This window comes from Butyricimonas muris (assembly GCF_046365375.1).
In the GTDB taxonomy this organism is placed as follows: domain Bacteria; phylum Bacteroidota; class Bacteroidia; order Bacteroidales; family Marinifilaceae; genus Butyricimonas; species Butyricimonas muris.
Genome location: NZ_JBKEIT010000007.1, coordinates 99,015 through 114,408, shown reverse-complemented (window position 1 = coordinate 114,408; position 15,394 = coordinate 99,015). Strand labels below are relative to the sequence as shown.

General features: G+C 44.2%; 12 protein-coding genes. 6 read left to right on the top strand and 6 right to left on the bottom strand.

The features are described 5' to 3' along the window. The 5 genes from ACK8P8_RS12890 to ACK8P8_RS12870 are packed head-to-tail and all read left to right on the top strand — an operon-like array spanning window position 1 to window position 9,156. Window positions 1-3,594 carry a SusC/RagA family TonB-linked outer membrane protein gene (locus ACK8P8_RS12890; protein ID WP_369859669.1) on the top strand — a complete coding sequence of 1,198 codons (3,594 nt, stop codon included), beginning with the start codon at window positions 1-3 and terminating at the stop codon, window positions 3,592-3,594. 33 nt (window positions 3,595-3,627) lie between these two features. After that, complete coding sequence (locus ACK8P8_RS12885; RefSeq protein ID WP_186974678.1) at window positions 3,628-5,016, top strand: RagB/SusD family nutrient uptake outer membrane protein; 1,389 nt, start codon at window positions 3,628-3,630, stop codon at window positions 5,014-5,016. Window positions 5,017-5,041: 25 nt separating this feature from the next. Beyond that, window positions 5,042-5,236, top strand: coding sequence for a hypothetical protein (locus ACK8P8_RS12880; protein ID WP_186974679.1), 195 nt, complete (start codon window positions 5,042-5,044; stop codon window positions 5,234-5,236). Window positions 5,237-5,260: 24 nt separating this feature from the next. Then, window positions 5,261-6,505: a Calx-beta domain-containing protein gene (locus ACK8P8_RS12875; protein ID WP_186974680.1), complete on the top strand. Its 1,245-nt coding sequence runs from the start codon at window positions 5,261-5,263 to the stop codon at window positions 6,503-6,505. 38 nt (window positions 6,506-6,543) lie between these two features. Then, on the top strand, window positions 6,544-9,156 hold the full coding sequence (locus ACK8P8_RS12870; RefSeq protein WP_410025964.1) for a zinc-dependent metalloprotease: 2,613 nt from the start codon (window positions 6,544-6,546) through the stop codon (window positions 9,154-9,156). A 66-nt stretch (window positions 9,157-9,222) separates the two neighbouring features. Here ACK8P8_RS12870 and ACK8P8_RS12865 read toward each other — a convergent pair whose 3' ends face one another. From ACK8P8_RS12865 to ACK8P8_RS12845, 5 genes are all read right to left on the bottom strand, one after another. Continuing rightward, window positions 9,223-9,858, bottom strand: a complete 636-nt coding sequence (locus tag ACK8P8_RS12865) for an HAD family hydrolase (RefSeq protein ID WP_369859667.1) — start codon at window positions 9,856-9,858, stop codon at window positions 9,223-9,225. A 17-nt stretch (window positions 9,859-9,875) separates the two neighbouring features. Then, the gene (locus ACK8P8_RS12860) at window positions 9,876-10,358 is read right to left on the bottom strand and encodes a PaaI family thioesterase (protein WP_099291094.1); all 483 of its coding nucleotides are present in this window, start codon (window positions 10,356-10,358) and stop codon (window positions 9,876-9,878) included. Between the two features lie 55 nt (window positions 10,359-10,413). Beyond that, window positions 10,414-10,806, bottom strand: a complete 393-nt coding sequence (locus tag ACK8P8_RS12855; protein WP_186974684.1) for an HIT family protein — start codon at window positions 10,804-10,806, stop codon at window positions 10,414-10,416. Between the two features lie 76 nt (window positions 10,807-10,882). After that, a complete protein-coding gene (gene greA, locus ACK8P8_RS12850; RefSeq protein ID WP_186974685.1) occupies window positions 10,883-11,359 on the bottom strand; it encodes a transcription elongation factor GreA in 477 nt (158 codons plus the stop codon). 224 nt (window positions 11,360-11,583) lie between these two features. Continuing rightward, window positions 11,584-12,321, bottom strand: a complete 738-nt coding sequence (locus tag ACK8P8_RS12845) for a tRNA lysidine(34) synthetase (protein ID WP_369859666.1) — start codon at window positions 12,319-12,321, stop codon at window positions 11,584-11,586. An 85-nt stretch (window positions 12,322-12,406) separates the two neighbouring features. Here ACK8P8_RS12845 and ACK8P8_RS12840 point away from each other — a divergent pair, with 85 nt between their 5' ends. Then, on the top strand, window positions 12,407-14,005 hold the full coding sequence (locus ACK8P8_RS12840) for a YfcC family protein (protein ID WP_186974687.1): 1,599 nt from the start codon (window positions 12,407-12,409) through the stop codon (window positions 14,003-14,005). Here ACK8P8_RS12840 and ACK8P8_RS12835 read toward each other — a convergent pair. Continuing rightward, window positions 14,002-15,387 carry an alpha-L-fucosidase gene (locus ACK8P8_RS12835; protein WP_369859665.1) on the bottom strand — a complete coding sequence of 462 codons (1,386 nt, stop codon included), beginning with the start codon at window positions 15,385-15,387 and terminating at the stop codon, window positions 14,002-14,004. The two genes, ACK8P8_RS12840 and ACK8P8_RS12835, sit on opposite strands and share 4 nt — an antisense overlap. Window positions 15,388-15,394 lie beyond the last annotated feature (7 nt).

Genomic DNA, 15,394 nt, shown 5'->3' with positions numbered 1-15,394 from the left:
ATGAACAAATTGGTAAGTCTGTTTTTTCTGGTGTCGGTGACACTGGGATTAACTTCTCTACCCTCTACGGTAACGGCTCAGGCGCAAAAAATCACACTAAACGTGAGGCATGTGAAGCTGGTCACAGTTTTGGAGGAGATACAAAAACAATCCGGTATTAATTTCATTTACAATGAAAAAATCATCAGCGAGGTGAACGACATCACGCTGGACGTGAAAGACACCCCGATTGATACCGTGATGACACGTGTACTCAAAGGGACAAATTTACAATATGAAATTCACGAGAAGATTATTGTCATCACCGAGAAAACAGTTCAAAAACAAGTATCCCGTAAAATCAGCGGAGTGGTTCGAGACGAGAAAGGGGAACCCCTGCCGGGAGTGACCGTTTTAATCAAGGGTACTACAGTGGGGAATGCCACGGATATTGACGGACGGTTTTCTATAAATGTCCCGGGAGGAGTAACTCAGTTATTATTCTCATTTATCGGGATGGAAACTCTTGAAATGGATATTCCTAAAGATTCCCAAGAATTAAACATCACGATGAAAACAAAATCCGACGAACTGGATGAAATTGTTGTAACCGGGTTTCAAGTAACAACGAAACGACAGGCCACGGGATCCGTCGCAGTAGTCCCGATGGAAGTATTTGCCAATAAAGCAAACCCAAGTATTGATAATCTACTACAAGGTCAAGTAGCCGGAGTCAGCGTAATGGCTATATCCGGACGCCCGGGAGAAACTTCACGAATTCGGATTCGAGGAACAAACACGTTAAGCGGTGATGCAGAACCTTTATGGGTGATTGACGGGGTTCCGATGCAATGGAATTTCCCGACAAACAAAACCAGCCAAATCAAAACGGGAGATTTTAATGATATTTTCGTGAATGGTATCGGAGGAGTAAACCCGAATGATATTGAAAACATCACGATTCTGAAAGATGCTTCCGCTACCGCAATTTACGGTTCAAGAGCAGCCGGAGGAGTTATCGTGGTGACAACCAAGAAAGGGAAAATCGGGAAAATGCAAGTAAATTACGCCGCCAATATCTCCGTGGGTTTGAAACCGCAACATGACCCCAACTTAATGAATGCTCCCGAGAAACTGGCATGGGAACAAGAATTGTGGGATGAATTTGCCGCAGAGCGTTTCAATTCCGGTGAACAAAGATATCCTGTTGTCGGGATTGTGGGGATGTTAAGAGCCGGCAAATTAGGCAAAAATAACAAGTATTGGGACGAAGAAGGCTTTGAACCCATGTCAAAAGAAGAACAAGATGCTTACATTGCAGAACTGGGAAAACATTCAACGGACTGGTTCAACGAACTATTCAGGAATTCTGTGTCTACAAGCCACCACCTTTCCCTCTCCGGGGGTGCACCCAAAGTCGCGTATTACGCCTCCCTCGGATACACGAAAGATAACGGTTTGGTTAAGAAAACCGGTTATGACCGATACACGTTAAACACCAAACTTTCACTTACTCCCAGTGAGCGTTTAAAGATGGAAATCGGACTCGATCTATCACAACAAAAATACAAAGGATATTCCGGGACAGTGGATCTTTTCCGGTATGCATACTTCGCAAATCCTTATGAATCTCCTTATAACGAGGACGGCAGTTATCGGGCTGATTTCACTTATGGCAATTTGTCCAAAATAAACGGCAGGGATTGGAATAACTTACCACCTAACGGGTTGAACGTTTTAAGAGAATTAAATGAAACTTCCAGTGAAGCGAATAATTTTGCCACAACGGTTCGTTTCAACTTGGAATACACGATTATCGAGGGATTAAAATTTAACGGTTTGTTTTCATACGGTTTCGCGAACTACAAGACCGACAACATAAACGGTCCTGATACATACGCTGCCTATAACGACCGTTTGTCCTTTGATCAAAGCAAGAAAGACAAAACATACGGATCAATTTATCAAACATCCGCCAATAACACGAATTATTCCGCCCGGGGATACTTGAGTTACACTGCCCGCTTGGGCATAAACCACCAACTGGTGGCGTTCGGAGGTGCAGAGATACGTGGAGATTTGGCGAAAAGTATCTTTGAAAAACGCTACGGTTACGATCCTGTAACAGGAAATTCTTCTATCCCGTTACCATCAAAACCGGTAACAGGCGACAAAATTGACTATTCCCAGATGGAAATATTCGCCCAGATCGTGGACGGTTTATCCGGACAGACGGAGGAGGAAAATCGTTTCGCCTCATTCTTCGCTTCTCTGGACTATAATTTCAAGCAGAAGTACGTGACCAGTTTCTCGTTCCGCACGGACGGGTCAAACAATTTCGGTAACGACCAGCAATTCAATCCCACGTGGTCACTGGGGTTTGCATGGCACTTGGGAGAAGAGAATTTCATGCAATCCTTAAGACCTATCGTGAGCCGAATGACTCTCCGTGTAGCGGGGGGGTATACCGGAAATATCAGCAAAACTTACAGTCCCCGTTTGATTATGTCTTATGACAAGGAATACCGCAAGTATGGAAATGAAATGTTACGCATGGGAAGAGTTGCCAACGCCCCGAACCCTAATCTACGCTGGGAAAAGACACGGGACATAAAAGCAGCCCTTGATTTCGGTTTACTGGATGATCGGATCACCGGTCTCGTGGAAGGATATTACCGAAAGAGTAAAGATGTCGTGACAGCCGTGCGGGTATTAAGTTCAACAGGTTTCACGCAACAAGGATATAATACATCCGTGATCGAAAATAAAGGTCTTGAAGCCACATTGAATTTTTTAATCATGGATACAAAAGACGTAAAAGTACGCCTCTCCGGAAACATCGCTTGGAACCGGAATAAGGTACTTGACTACAAATCCCCGAACGGATACGTGGACGGGAATCTGTGTGAAGGTTTCCCGCTCAATTCTATTTTCGTGGGCAAAGTGGAAGAGATTGATCCTGAAACCGGATTGTACATCTTCAAATTACGTCCGGATGCCATTATCAATAAAGGCTCCGATTTACATGATGCGGATAATTACCTTTTTTACGCCGGAACAAAAAATGCTCCTTACACAGGAGGATTTAACCTGCGATGTGCATACAAAAACCTGTCATTAAGTATCGGTGGAACTTTCGTGCTTGACGCCAAAATCCGGGAAGACTTGAAATCCCCGGCAAGCTACCAAGCATTAACGGGCAGCGGAGAATCGCAACAAACATATTACAACGATTTATACCGAAATCATCTTAACGTGAAAAAAGATGCCACGAACCGCTGGACCAAAACTAACAGGACAGGAGTAAAATACCCCCGGATTATTGACTATCACGGTGAACCGTTAAATCTGAATTATTATAACGTAACCGACACGGAAGTCACCCGGGGAGTTTATCTTGAAAACGTGGCATTTGCCCGAATTCGAGACATCACGCTAGGATACACTTTACCTGAGAACGTGACAAGAAAATTAAGGATCTCGTCATTGAGTTTTGCCTTAACCTTGAATAATTTCTTCACGTTCACGAATTACTCGGGAATAGACCCGGAAACCCCAACGACAACTTATCCTTTGACAAGATCTGTCACTTTTGGATTAAACTTGGGATTTTAATACAAGCTTCAGAACAATTAAATTTCGAGAAAAATGAAAAAGTATAATATATACATCATCGCTTTCCTTACATTCATTTGTTTCTCGTGCAAGGAATATTTGGACGTGAAACCGAAGGGAAAGATATTGCCAAAGACTGCCGAAGAATTTCGGGCAATGCTTGAGCTCCACTTGAATCGTGTCGAAGGAGCCATGGAAAACTACATTCTAGGAGATGCTAAATCTATTCTGGATTACGAAATGTACTCTGATAACCTAGATGCTAAACTGACTTTTTACCCGCAAGGAGGAGCCCTAAAAACCTACGTGGGAGACGGACTGAACGACATCTCTGACGGATATGAATACTTGTACGGGTATATTCGTGATTGTAACATTGTCATTGACAATTTAAACGACGGAAATGAAACATTAGAAAAAAACGTGTTAGGCACGGCATATTGTCTCCGTTCGGTATGTTACTACAATCTGCTGCGCACTTTCTGTGAACCATATGACAAATCTCGCGAAAACGAGTTACTCGGATTACCGCTAGTCGAAAGTTTTGATATGGAAGAACGCCCGTTACGGTCAAGCTGGACAAAAACTTTCGAATTTATAGAAAAAGATCTTTTAGCGGCTATAGATTACAACGTTAAAGATGAAGTTTGGATTTTCACGTCTGACGTGGCAAAAGCCTACTTGGCAAAACTTTATTTCTGGGCCCAGAAATGGGACAAGGTAATTCCCTTGGCACAAGAATTACTTGAAAAATACCCCTTACTGGCAGGACAGGCATACGTGGATATGATTCAAAGTAAAAACGAGAAAAAAGGAAACGTTCTCATCCGTTCTTATACAGTAGGAGGAATGGGAGTATCCGATATGACATACGGTTTCGCACTAGAAGACCGCAAATATCGCCCGGTGAGCAAAGAGCTCGTGGAATTATTCACGGACGGAAAACAGGATATCCGTTACGAACTGTCATTTAACAAACAACGTCTGGCTCAAAAAAACGTGTGCGCCAATGTACGAAGTGCAGAGATGTGTCTGATGCTGGCAGAGAGTTACTTGCACCAAGAGGATGAATCCCACGCTTTGGAATATTTGAATTTATTGCGTTCCAAACGTATAGAGAACTATGTAGCCTACACGAAAGACAATTTGCCGGAAATCGGAGACAATGACCTTATCCAAGTTAATGCTACCGGAAAGACGCTATCCAAACTGATGCGAGTGATCCTTTCCGAACGCCGCAAGGAATTGTTCATGGAAGGAGACCGGTGGTTTGAACTAAAACGTAACGGACGACCGGAGTTCTGGGGAACCGCAGAAGGGAAAAAATATATTACCAGTAAATATCTCTACACGGCTCCCCTCCCGAAAAAAGATATAGAATTACTACCCGACCTGATTCAAAATGAAGGGTACGAAGATTAAGTGTACAATCAAAAATAAAGTAATCATGAAAAAAATATTATTTATACTGGCCATATGTTTGTTCTTCGGTTTGACCGGATGCAATGACACGGACGATCTTCCTCCCAAAGAAGGCTTGGTTACTTCCCGGTATATATTGCCGAAAGGTAAGGTACTGACAGAGGCTGACCGAGAAATCATCAAAGAGAGAAAAGAAGAATACAATAACGCAATACGATAGTATTTAACAGAAAAATAAAATATCATGAAAAATATATGGATATTTTTATTGACTCTACTAACATACGGGATGCTCTCTTGTCATGACGATAATAATGACGATGCATCATTGTCTTTCGGTAGATCAATTTATATATTACAGGCGAACGGCGCTCTTGAAGTGGAATTGAGAGCCGATGGTGCCGTGGAGGAACAAACCGTGGTTAAATTCACGGTTGGAGGCTCAGCTGTCAGAGGGGAAGATTACGAACTGAGCGCAGACGAGTTTGTACTGGAAGCCGGACAAGATAGAGCAAAAATACAAATCCAGCCGAAAGAAAATTACAACGAGGACAGGGAAATCCGTTTAGAACTGGAACCCGTGGCGGGATTTCAATTGGGCGATAAAAGAGTTGTCATTATCCCGATTGAAACCAAAGAACAAATGATTATTTCATTCGAGAGAGATTGGCGGGAATTAGAAGACGAACTTATCGTGAAAGTAACCGTGGCCGGAGCCGTCACGGGTAAATACAATTCTACCGAACCTCTTTCAATCCCGTTCGTGATTGGCAACGGGACCACGGCGGAAGCAGGAGTCCATTACGAGATAGAGGGTGACGTGCATGCATTCGTGATAAAGCCGGGCGAAGACAAAGCAGAGATCAAAGTCCGTTATCTACTGGTAGAAGAAGGGCACGACCGACTCGAGTTAGCTCTGACCCTACCGGACGAAAGTTTCTACTTCGGGAATTATAACGAAATGGAAATTCCCATAGTAGGCCCGCTCTCCATGAATAAATTAGCCGGGAAATGGACTTATTCCGCTTTCATGTGTCAAGATTATATGGAAATGCTCGTTGGAGGAGATTTCCCGGACGACCTGACTGCCCTACCCACCAATAATTCTGCGACGGATATTCTGGAATTTGTCACGGAAGACGGAATGGATATGATAAAAGTACACATGACAGGTGATTTACGGAATTATTTCAGGGACACAGAAATCCATATCGGTTCCACAGGGGAGGAATATTTATGGGAAACACTTACCGATCTAGCTTTAGTTACTTCTGTCAGATGTGATAAGGTGAATCTTCATTTCTCACCCAACCAAGTAAAAGAAGAAGAAACCACCATAGGTATGCGTCTCGTGGAAGGCGGTGAGGTATTGGAGATCAGAATACTGCAATATGAGCCTATCGAATTTTTGTATGATACCTACGAAATGTTTGAAGGTGATATGGAAATGTTCCCTCTAGTATTCCGTTTTGCAAAAGTGAAAGAATAACGCAAGACAAACAAATATTTTAGATTATATTGAATAATATGAAACAAATAACAACACAGATTGTTTCGGCGCTACTCTCCGGTTTATTCTTACTTTCTTTTGGAGAGATGAACGCGGCAGACAGGAAAAAGAAAGAAAAAGAAGTAGTAAAAACCAGTAAATATGACAAACTGGTACAGAAAGCCGGGCGCGTAACGGCAAAAGGAGATTTTATCTCCTTGCATAAGGTAGGGGGAAAACTCTATATCGAGTTACCCGTGGTGTACCTTGGACGGGATATGTTACTGGCCTCCACGTTAACCAGTGCCAGCGACAACCTGCTTTGTGAAGTCGGTTACAAGCCGGAAGACCCGCTGCACGTGAAATTTACGCGAACAGACAGCTCTATCTACCTGAGGAGGGTTAATACCAAGGCAACCTATAATGAGCGGGAAGAGGGGATGAAGATCGCATTGGAGCGGAGTCTTACCGATCCGGTATTGAAAAGATTTAAAATCGAAACGTATAATAACGACAGCACCGCCATGGTGTTCGACGTGACGGATTTCTTTGCCCGCCATAATGATATGTTACCCTCTTTACCCAAGAGTTACGGTGGATTTATCTCTATCAAATCCAGTCCTAACAGCGAGGGAGAAGCCTTGCGGGAAATCAAAGCTTTCGAGGATAACGCCACGATAAAGACGGACTTAGCCTACAAGGTGACCATGACGGTATTCGGTATTTTCACGATACGCACGGACGAACCCACGAGTATACAAGTTACCCGTACCCTGCTATTGTTGCCGGAAGAGAAAATGCGTCCCCGTATCGCCGATACCCGTATCGGGATATTCCTGACAGACAAACAACATTTCTCGACGGAACAAGACGAAGTGGGGATTTATTCCATGATCCACCGCTGGCGATTGGAACCGAAAGATGCTGAAGCGTATGCACGGGGAGAATTGGTTGAACCCGTGAAACCGATCGTGTTTTACGTGGATGACGCATTTCCCGAATTGTGGAAACAACCGATAAAGGAAGGAACGGAACGCTGGAATAAGGCTTTCGAGAAAATCGGGTTCAAGAACGCAGTGCGGGCATTGGACTTCCCGAAAGATGACCCGAATTTCGATCCGGATAACTTGAAATATTCCTGTATCCGGTATATACCGTCAACCACAGCCAATGCCATGGGCCCCTCGTGGATAGACCCGACAACCGGAGAGATCGTGAACGCATCGGTACTAGTGTACAACAACGTGATTCAATTGATCAACCAATGGCGTTTTATCCAGACAGCACAAATAGACCCGTCCGTACGCGACAAGAAGATGCCGGATGAGATCGTGAAAGAGTCTATCGCTTACGTGGTAGCACACGAGGTGGGACACTGCCTCGGGTTCATGCACAACATGGCCGCATCGGCTGCCTATCCGGTGGACTCGTTGCGTTCCGTCACGTTCACGCAAAAATACGGGACCACTCCTTCCATCATGGACTACGCACGTTACAATTACGTAGCGCAACCGGGGGATAAAGGCGTGAAACTTACACCTCCCGACTTGGGAATTTATGACGAATTCCTAATCCGCTGGGCATACCAACCGATACCGGAAGCCCGCACGGCACGGGAGGAAGTCCCCGTACTCGAATCATGGCTCGACGAGAAAGCCGGAGACCCGTGCTACCGTTACGGACGGCAACAATTACTGGAACGCTATGACCCAAGTGCCATCGAGGAAGATTTAGGTGATGACCCGATGAAGGCGGGAGATTACGGCATCCGTAACCTGAAATATATTTTATCCCACATGGACGAGTGGATCGCGGATGACCCGGACGGCTCGCACAAGCAACAATTGTTGGAACAGTTGATGGAACAATATTACCGGTATATCACGAACGTGATGTATAACGTGGGTGGTATTTACTTGACTGACGTGAAAGAGGGAACCTCGGGTGACCGTTACCGTTCCGTGCCGAAAGAAGTGCAAAAAGCTTCTTTACAATGGGCGTTGAAACAATTCCGGGATTGCGACTGGCTGTACAATAAACCGTTGAGCAAGAAGTTGACCCTTCGGATCAGCGAGGCGGATGTCGTGAGATCGGTGCTTGCTCAAAGTCTGCTGTCCTCTTATCAACGGGTAATTCTTTCTGCCCACGTGTCGGACGATCCTTACACGTTGAAAGCGTATTTCGACGACTTGTATAACGGGATATGGGAAAATACCATCCGGGGAAAAGCGTTGACGAACGGGGATAAATTGCTGCAAACGAACGCTATCGTGATGATCAATGATGTTGTCGGGAATAGCATGAAAAAGAAAGGGAAATTTTTCCTGACCTCTCTGGACGAGTTGAAGAACTATGGGCTGGACGAATCGGGTATGGTTCGGAAATTCTACAAAACGTTGAAGTCTATGGAACGGGAGCACGGGGACAGCTTCGTTGCCGAACAGCTACGCCTGCACGGCATTGGTTATGGCTATAACTGGCAAGACGAGGTGGATGTAGAAGCGATTGACAATTCCAAGCAGTATTTGTTTACCATGGCAAATAAAGTGAAAACGCTACTTGAAAGTAAAATCCCCACATCGACAGGAGAAACACGGGAACATTACCGGATGTTGTTGTTCTCTCTGAACAGAGCATTAGAGGGGAAATAAAAAACAGATTAAAAGCCTATAAAGTCAAAAGAACTCAGTCTGACTTTATAGGCTTTTTCATTTCAATTATCGAACTTCGTGTAACAACATATCCATCCGTTCCAATACAATTCCTTTTTCTCGCAAACGTTCAGCGCTATTGTGCCCTCCGGCGTACAGCCTGATATTAAAGCCTAGTGCCTCGGCAACTTCCGCGTCATGTAGCGTATCTCCCACCATTAAAGTTTCACGGGGCTCTATCGGATACACGTCCAACATTCTTTCACCTCTGGCAATCTTACCGTCAGCATAAATATTATCTGACCCGCACACACCCTCGAAATAATTGCGGATACCGAAACGTTCCAGCATATCTTCCAATAAGTTTTCCTGCAAAGCCGACAATATATATTGCCGTACACCCATTTCTTTCAATCCCGATAATACAGATACTACCCCCGGAGTCAACACGACATCTTTTGCCAACTCCTCGTAAGTGTCGACAAAATCAAGAGAAACAGTTTCCCAATCATCATGTTTGAAATCGAAACCGATTCCCTCGTAATAGTCCTTCACCGGAAAACCGAATATGGATTTATATTCCTCCACGGTCAGTTCATTCAACCGTTTTTTTCTCAACATCCGGTTAATCGTATTTACACTAATCTTCACGTCATCCAACAATGTCCCGTTCCAATCCCAAACCACGTTTTTATACTTCATATTTTCCCTATATAAAATTAATTTTGATGAAAAGCCTCGATACCCGTCCACCCAAGACGCTCTTTGGCCACGTTTTCAGGAAAAATCCGATAAGTAACTTCCGCTTCACTTCCCAAGGAGCCGTCGGCATTGAATATCTCGACATGCATTTTGGCAACACGGGCATTCTGTTCCACGATACGGGAACGCATGAAAATTTCGCCCCGATCCGTGTACACGGTTGAACGATATTTCATATCCAGCGCGATAGTAACTCCCGCGCTCTGTACCTTGGCGAAAATGTTCCAGCAGGCGATCTCATCCGCTAAAGTAGCTTGGATTCCTCCATGCAAAACATGAAAAAATCCTTGAAACTCGGGACGGGGAGTCCAGTAGCAAGTAATATACTCCCCCTCCTCGTAGAATTCGCATCGCAACCCATGCTCGTTACCGGACGCACAGCCGAAACAATTGTATCCCTCGTGTTGCTCGTAGGCGTTATATAATTTTTTCTTTTCCATATTACAAAAAAAGGGACGTTTAAATGCGTCCCCGATAATAAATTGTCTAATAATGTTACAAGTTACTATGAATCAACTTGGCACAAGCTTCCATTTCCTCTTTCGGGAATTGTTTCTTCGGGTTACTGAAATTCAATTCGTTTCCCTCCACTAATGGAACCAGATGCACGTGAGCATGTGGGACATCCAGCCCTAACACACCAATACCAACGCGCTTGCACGGTACACTTTTCTCGATAGCTTTTGCCACTTTCTTGGCAAATACCATCAAACCCGCTAATTCATCATCTGTCAAGTCGAAGATATAATCTTCTTCTCTTTTCGGCACCACTAACGTGTGCCCTTTTTGCATCGGCGCAATATCCAAAAATGCGTAATAGTTCTCGTCCTCCGCCACCTTGTATGACGGGATCTCACCATTTATAATCTTCGTGAAAATTGAAGCCATGTATTAATTTACGATTTTAGATTTATGATTTTAGATTTCACACACACAAATTCTCTCGCTCATTTTTAATTTTCAATTAAATTGAGATGTCCATTATCTCGAATTCCATCATTCCTGCCGGCACTTGTACTTCAACTTTATCACCCAGCTTTTTGCCGATCAGAGCCTTCGCAATAGGAGTCGTGATAGACAATTTCCCTGCCTTAAAGTCAGCCTCACTCTCGGACACCAACATATAAGTCATTGTCGCTTTTGTCTTCATATTCTTGATAGTCACCTTGTTCAAAATCTGCACTTTTGAGGTGTCGATTTGGGATTCGTCGATAATCCGGCAACTGGCAATTGTATCTTGAAGCTGCGCGATCTTTGCCTCAAGCATACCTTGAGCATCCTTCGCCGCGTCATACTCTGCATTCTCGGAGATATCTCCCTTTTCAATGGCTTCACCGATTGCTTTGGAGATTCTAGGGCGCTCCACGTTTTGCAGATTGTCCAGCTCTTCCTGCAATTTTTTCAGCCCTTCTTTAGTTACATAAGATACCTTCTTTGTCATAGCATATAATATTAAAATCTTAAATTCGTATATAAAAAAATAAATGACACTTATCCTCCAATAAGTGCCTTTATCTAGTAAAGAATTCCATTCGTTCAGAATTCCTCACCTCCTGATGACAAATTTATGACCTTTTTTTGAATTAAACAATTTTTCCCCGCAAATATTTTATAAACAAAAAAAACGTCATATATATCTGATAGAAAGTCTATCACCCCAAATGCTCAAGGAAGATATTCCTCACGTATATTCCGCATCGAGGCAAAAAGATTACTCCGGGCATGAGGAGATACGGCTTCCATCCGGTCAATCAATTTACTCACCGCATTCCGATTTGTCGCTTTCTCGTGAGGACAATGCTTCTTTTGTTTCTTGAACTGTCGCATTTCGGCATAGCGCAAAGTCTCGTCATTGGAAAGATAAATTAACGGACGAATCAACGTGAAAGTATTCTTGAACATCTCCAACCGGGGCGGCATACTGCAAATCGTTCCGTTAAAAATCATGCTCATCATAAGGCTTTCCACCGCGTCATCCCGATGATGCCCGAGAGCCAGTTTTTTACAGTCGTATTCCTTGGCAATATCGAAAAGCATTTTACGCCGATGCCACGAACACACGAAACAAGCAGGTTTCTTCGGGTTTACAGTCATATCCAACCGAATTGTCCGATACACGTATTCCACACCCAAGCGTTCACAAAAGGCTCGCAAGTAATCGCTATCCACCTCGTATGACACATCCTCGACGGCAATATGGGCGGCTATCACCGTGTAATCCTGCTTCGGATCCTTTGCCCGCATCGCCAATACCTCCAACAACGCCAAGGAATCTTTTCCCCCGGATATGCCCACGAGTACCCGATCCCCGTCACCAATCAAGTGATAATCATGTATCGCTTTCCCCACCTTCCGGAAAAAATCCCGGGTGAATACTTTATCTTGCTTTTCTTCTGTTATCATCTACTTGTTTATTATCCTACCGCAAAAATAATTAAAATCTTCTCTTTTTTTTGTATGTTTGAAACCTCAATCAAAAATACCACTTATGCTAAAGAAAGTTCCGCACACTTACACTATTGTATTCTCGATTATTATCATCTGTGCTATCCTGACATGGATTATTCCGGGGGGTGAATACGCGCGGGAAACCGTCGATGTAAACGGCGTGGAACGCACGGTTATCGTGAACGATTCATTTCATGAGGTTGCCAAGAGCCCGCAGACATGGCAAGTATTCTCCGCACTCTTCAACGGGTTCGAGAAGCAGGCGGGTATTATCGCGTTTATATTGATCATCGGCGGAGCTTTCTGGATCATGAACAACAGTAAGGCAATTGACGTGGGGATTTTCTCTTTCCTGCGTTCCACGCGAAAACTGGAACACATCGGGATTATACGCAAACTAGGTGTAAACAATATTATTATCACGATGGTTATGCTACTTTTTAGTAGTTTCGGTGCCATATTCGGCATGAGCGAGGAAACACTGGCTTTCGTTATTATCATCGTTCCTTTGGCGATATCCATGGGGTACGATTCCCTCACGGGCGTATGCATGGTGTACGTTGCCGCTCATGTCGGTTTTGCCGGGGCCATTCTCAACCCGTTCACGATAGGCATAGCACAAGGGCTATCCGACTTACCGTTATTTTCCGGGTTTGAATATCGCTTGTTCTGTTGGGCGATTCTCAACGTGATTATGATCGCTTGGGTACTGCGTTACGCGGCAAAGGTGAAAAAGAACCCGAAAGCATCATTAGTCTACAATCTCGACAGTCACTGGCGTAAAGAGAAAGTAGCTACCACCGAAGAAATAGAATATAAAACCTATTCCTCCTCTTGGATGGTTTATCTTTTTATCCTTTCGGGACTTGCCATTTTCTCGTTCTATTTCCCCCGCACCACGTTATCTATCGGAGAACACTCCAGTTTGACCACCTTTGTACTCCCCGTCCTAACCATATTATTTGCGTTGATCGGTTTTTTCTCACTACGAAAATCCTATCACTTTTTTATATTGACTATTCTGGGCTTCACGATTCTTTTCTTGATCGTGGGAGTCATGGGCTACGGTTGGTACTTACCCGAAATATCCGGATTATTTCTGGCCATGGGTATTTTATCCGGTTTCGCCGCAAAGGAGAATGCCGATAACATTGTAAAACTTTTTATTGCCGGAGTGAAAGATATTCTCTCCGCGGCGTTGGTTGTGGGACTCGCGGGGGGAATTATTATCATCTTACAGGAGGGGCATATCATTGATCCCATTCTTCATTCATTGGCAAATCTCATGAACGAAACGGGGAAGGTACTCTCGTTAGGCATCATGTATCTCATCCAGACGATGATCAATATCATCATTCCGTCCGGTTCTGCAAAGGCAGCCCTAACCATGCCGATTATGGCACCGTTCTCCGATGTGATCGGGTTATCCCGACAAGCTACCGTTATGGCGTTCCAATTCGGTGACGGCTTTACCAACATGATCACCCCCACTTCCGGGGTTCTGATCGGGGCTTTGGGTATCGCACGTATACCTTATGACGTTTGGGTAAAATTCTTCTGGAAGTTTATCTTATTTTTGATCGTCATCGGGTTTATTTTGCTTATCCCGACCGCCACGATGCAATTGAACGGGTTTTAAAATATACAAAGACTCCACGCGTGACCACATGGCGGATTCTTCACGAATGAAGCCGGCAAGGTTACGAGTATTCCATTGCCTACCCGTTTGTAATTTAAATTACCCTTGTATCCCAACAACGAAACCTTTGTCCCTTTTTCCGGCTTTATACTGTAAAGCATAATCCGGGAAGGCGGATTCGGTTCATCCTCGTCATTCAAGTATATGGCATAAATCTTCCCGTTACTCTTGTGCCTCGTGTAACAAATCTTCGCTTCTTTGTACGGGGCTATCGGTCGGGTTTCGTAAATGGCTTCCCCGTTAATTTTCATCCAAGCCCCGAGCTCTTTCATGATCTTTATTCCTTCCGGCGGAATCTCACCATTACCATCTACTCCCACGTTCAACAGGAAGTTTCCCCCTTTGCTGACAATATCCACAAGGTTATGAACCAACTCTCTGGTAGATTTATATTTATCCCCCGGCAGATACGACCATTGATTCGCCATAGTCATACAGGTTTCCCATGGGTAATCCCACGGCTTCTCGGGAATCTTCTGTTCCGGGGTACGATAATTCTCGTATTTTCCACCCACCCAACGATCTACCGCAATCAATCCGGGCTGGTACCCCCGAGCCATATCAATAATCTTGTCCAACCCGATGTCTTGTCCCCGGTTCTCGGGTGCAACCCAACCACCGTCTAGCCAAAGAATATCCACGGGACCGTATCCGGTCATCAATTCCTTCACTTGATTAAAAGTAAAATTACAGAACTTTTCCCACATCCACGGGTGTTCCTTGATCTTGTAATTCACGTTCCGGTCGCCATGTTGCCATCGTTCCGACCAATAATAAGGACTATTCCAATCCGGTTTCGAGAAATACGCCCCGATCATGAAATCCCGCTCCCCGAAAGCCCGGTATATCTCTTTCAACACATCCGCTTTCTCCGCCGTGTGATAAGGACATTCTTTAGAAGTTATTTTATAATCCGTTTCCCTCGTGTCCCACATACAGAAACCGTCATGATGTTTCGTCGTGAACACGAAATACTTCATTCCCGCTTCCTTTGCCAATTCCGCCCATTTATCCGGATCGAACTTCACCGGGTTAAACGTCTTTTTCAAATCCACGTAATTCCGGTAATACTCGTCATAAGAAATCGTCGTGTCCCGTTGAATCCAATCCACATCTTCCGAACAAATCGTCCACGATTCGCAATATCCTTTCTGACTATAAGGTCCCCAGTGTACAAAAAAACCGAACTTCAAATCCTGCCACCGTTCCAATTTTGCTTTCACTGCCGAATCCTGTTCCCAATAATACTCCATTCCCTCGTATTGTGCTTTCGATAAGGTACACCACAGAACGAGTACCACACATAACAATAATCTTCGCATTGTTTCT

Excerpts from the sequence above, each read along its gene's own strand:
- ACK8P8_RS12890 (WP_369859669.1), top strand. The coding sequence starts at position 1 with ATGAACAAATTGGTAAGTCTGTTTTTTCTGGTGTCGGTGACACTGGGA.
- ACK8P8_RS12885 (WP_186974678.1), top strand. The coding sequence starts at position 3,628 with ATGAAAAAGTATAATATATACATCATCGCTTTCCTTACATTCATTTGT.
- ACK8P8_RS12880 (WP_186974679.1), top strand. The coding sequence starts at position 5,042 with ATGAAAAAAATATTATTTATACTGGCCATATGTTTGTTCTTCGGTTTG.
- ACK8P8_RS12875 (WP_186974680.1), top strand. The coding sequence starts at position 5,261 with ATGAAAAATATATGGATATTTTTATTGACTCTACTAACATACGGGATG.
- ACK8P8_RS12870 (WP_410025964.1), top strand. The coding sequence starts at position 6,544 with ATGAAACAAATAACAACACAGATTGTTTCGGCGCTACTCTCCGGTTTA.
- ACK8P8_RS12865 (WP_369859667.1), bottom strand. The coding sequence starts at position 9,858 with ATGAAGTATAAAAACGTGGTTTGGGATTGGAACGGGACATTGTTGGAT.
- ACK8P8_RS12860 (WP_099291094.1), bottom strand. The coding sequence starts at position 10,358 with ATGGAAAAGAAAAAATTATATAACGCCTACGAGCAACACGAGGGATAC.
- ACK8P8_RS12855 (WP_186974684.1), bottom strand. The coding sequence starts at position 10,806 with ATGGCTTCAATTTTCACGAAGATTATAAATGGTGAGATCCCGTCATAC.
- greA (WP_186974685.1), bottom strand. The coding sequence starts at position 11,359 with ATGACAAAGAAGGTATCTTATGTAACTAAAGAAGGGCTGAAAAAATTG.
- ACK8P8_RS12845 (WP_369859666.1), bottom strand. The coding sequence starts at position 12,321 with ATGATAACAGAAGAAAAGCAAGATAAAGTATTCACCCGGGATTTTTTC.
- ACK8P8_RS12840 (WP_186974687.1), top strand. The coding sequence starts at position 12,407 with ATGCTAAAGAAAGTTCCGCACACTTACACTATTGTATTCTCGATTATT.
- ACK8P8_RS12835 (WP_369859665.1), bottom strand. The coding sequence starts at position 15,387 with ATGCGAAGATTATTGTTATGTGTGGTACTCGTTCTGTGGTGTACCTTA.